General features: G+C 41.9%; 4 protein-coding genes. All 4 read left to right on the plus strand.

The genetic code is table 11. The annotated features are described in order from the left end of the window. Nucleotides 1-785: phosphopyruvate hydratase (eno, locus tag AB7U21_RS11645; RefSeq protein ID WP_428389232.1), on the plus strand; the 785-nt coding region annotated here is incomplete at its 5' end. A gap of 60 nt (nt 786-845) precedes the next feature. Further along, nucleotides 846-1,472: a LysE family translocator gene (locus AB7U21_RS11650; protein WP_428389234.1), complete on the plus strand. Its 627-nt coding sequence runs from the start codon at nt 846-848 to the stop codon at nt 1,470-1,472. A 115-nt stretch (nt 1,473-1,587) separates the two neighbouring features. Then, complete coding sequence (locus tag AB7U21_RS11655) at nt 1,588-2,001, plus strand: inorganic diphosphatase (protein ID WP_333788287.1); 414 nt, start codon at nt 1,588-1,590, stop codon at nt 1,999-2,001. A gap of 213 nt (nt 2,002-2,214) precedes the next feature. Next, nucleotides 2,215-2,828 (plus strand): hypothetical protein (locus AB7U21_RS11660; protein WP_428389236.1); only part of this gene is annotated, 614 nt, incomplete at its 3' end.

Consider the following 2,828-nt stretch of genomic DNA (forward strand, 5'->3'; position numbering starts at 1 on the left):
ATGAACTTGCTATTCAGGAGTTCATGATACAGCCAAAGGGATCTGATAGCTATGCAGAAGCCCTGAGGATGGGAGCTGAAACATATCACGCCCTGCGCAAGGTGCTTGAAGATAAATATGGTGCTTCAGCAACGAACGTTGGATATGAAGGAGGGTATGCTCCACCATTGTCAATGACCACGGATGCCCTTGATGCCCTGATGAGCGCAATAGAAGAGGCAGGCTATACAGAATCAGATATCACTATTGGTCTCGATGCTGCAGCTTCAGAGTTCTTTGATGGGGAGGCATATTCCATTGATGGCAAGTTACTGGATGCAGGGGAACTCACTGACCTGTATCTGGAATTGATAGACAGCTATCCGATCATCTACATAGAGGACCCTTTCCATGAGGAAGCTTTCGAGGATTTTGCAAATCTGACTTCTGAGGCGTGGGAGACCCTTATTGTGGGTGATGATCTCTTCGTGACCAATACCAATCGCCTTGCTAAAGGTATCGAGATGTGCGCTGCCAGCGCTTTGCTGTTGAAAGTGAACCAGATCGGCACTATCTCTGAAGCATTCGATGCTGCGATGCTTGCAAACCGCAATGGATATGCTGTAGTGGTCAGTCATCGCTCTGCAGAGACCGAAGATACTACCATTTCGGATATCTCTGTGGCTATTGGGGCAGATCTCATCAAGACAGGAGCTCCTGCACGCAGCGAGCGTACTGCAAAATATAACCAGTTGCTAAGGATAGAGGAAGACCTTGGGGATATTGCCAGATACGTGCAGCTCTAATTCTTCTCTTCCATCTTTTTCCTGTTTTGAGTTTCATTTTTCGATGGCACAGGTGAGCTGTTGATAGAACCAACGCAACTTCTCTATTTTATTGCTGCCTCTGTGGCCCTCACTTTACTTCCTGGACCGGATATTCTTTTTGTTCTTTCCATCAGCATTTCCCAGGGGAAAAAGGCCGGGATTGCAACGGCATCCGGGCTGTGTACCGGATTGCTTTTCCACACTACTGCGGCAGCGCTAGGCATATCTGCTCTTGTGTACAGTTCTGCAATTGCATTTACGATTGTAAAATATGCAGGTGCTCTTTATCTCATCTATCTGGCTTTCAAGGCGTTAAAGGAAAGCGGAACTTTCTTTTCATCCTTCGAGGTAAAAGAAACTGATGTGCCTCTTCTTTATAAAAGAGGCATTGTAATGAACCTCCTGAATCCGAAGGTTTCACTTTTTTTCCTTGCGTTCCTTCCCCAGTTCGTAATTGCAGGTTCTGGAAGTATTCCTCTGCAAATGATATTTCTGGGAATCGTGTTTCTTGTCCAGGCGTTGTTTATCTTTTTCCTGGTATCAATATTTGCAGGGTTCATTGGGTCCAGGATAATGGGAATACCAAATGCCGGAAAATATGTTAACTGGGCTAAAGCTGGCATATTTTCAATAATAGGAGTTGAACTGGCTCTTTCCGGTCGATGATCCACGATAAAGCAGATCATTTTTCTCTTTGTCTACGAAGCTGTATTTCTTGGTGCGCCGGGTGTGGTGTTTTGTGCGCAGTAAACATTTTTAATTATAATGTTCAATACCTTGCATGAAGGTTGTGATCGAGACCCCAAAACACAGTTTTTTTAAATACAACAGGTCAGGAGATCACTACATAAAAGTATTTTTCTCCCCGATCCCGACCATATTTAACTATGGATATATAGAGGGTATAAAAGGCCCCGATGGGATGGAAGTGGATGCTGTTGTCCTGGGTCCGCGCATGGCCCAGGGCACGGTGATGGAGTTCTCCAGTTGTCAGGGAGTGGTAAGGTTCATGGACGATTCAGTGAAGGATGATAAGTATATATTCTATATAAGTGGTTATCGTTCTCCATACATGTTGTCCTTTTATTTTAAAATCTATGCCCTCTTTAAAACATTTGTATATCTAATATCGGAACAACGGATCTCTCAATGTAAGTTCCTTGGTATAGAAGAGGTAAGCAGTGATATAAGTTGATCCCAACACTAAAAGGTTCTATGTATTAGCTATAAATTTCTGAAGCACAATCAAAATTTAATTGTGGAGAGTTTTGCAGTGTCAAGACTTGTGGTCTTAGTAAAGTAGATATACATACCTAAAGATATCTTCATAATAGTGTTTCTTTTAATCCATTGCAATATTGCTTGTAAATGATTTCTAATTCGATCTTACATGTATTAAGTGATGCAAATGAACAGTGTAATCGACGATTGCAAGAATGCAGAACTTAACTGTATTTGTAAGATATCGGAGATAATAGCAAGCACTAAGGATTTTCGAGATGTGGTGTGTCAGGTATTAGATATATTACCTGATGGTTTTCAGTTTCCTTCGATCGCTTGTATCAGGATAATGATAAACGGTAAAAAATTCAAAACCTCTCATTTCAAGATCACTCCCTGGAAGCTTTCCTGTTCATGTACCTGTTCAGATTCAGAAGTTGTATCTGTTGAAGTTTTTTATCTGGAGGAACGCCCGGCGGTATATGAAGGTCCCTTTCTTTCAGGAGAGAAAACTATGCTTTTCTCAGTCTGCAACAGTTTGAAAAGCTTGTATGAAAAAGAAGTGATCTTGAGGGACTATCGTGAAAGTGAGGAAAAATGCAAAGTTTTCATGGAGAATGCCCTTGATGGAATGATGGTGCTGGATTTCAAAGGGAAGATCTTGCTATACAACATGGCTTTAGCCAGGATGTTTGAAGTCGATGACCCCGAGTCATCCATAGACTACAGTATTCTTGATTATCTATGCGAAGAATACAAACTAAAGGCTATAAAAGACCAGCTGAATGTGATGAGGGGTAA

Source organism: Methanomethylovorans sp. (assembly GCF_050177135.1).
Classification (GTDB): domain Archaea; phylum Halobacteriota; class Methanosarcinia; order Methanosarcinales; family Methanosarcinaceae; genus Methanomethylovorans.

Coding starts and splice junctions, on each gene's coding strand:
- AB7U21_RS11655 (WP_333788287.1), top strand. CDS start 1,588: ATGAAGGTTGTGATCGAGACCCCAAAACACAGTTTTTTTAAATACAAC.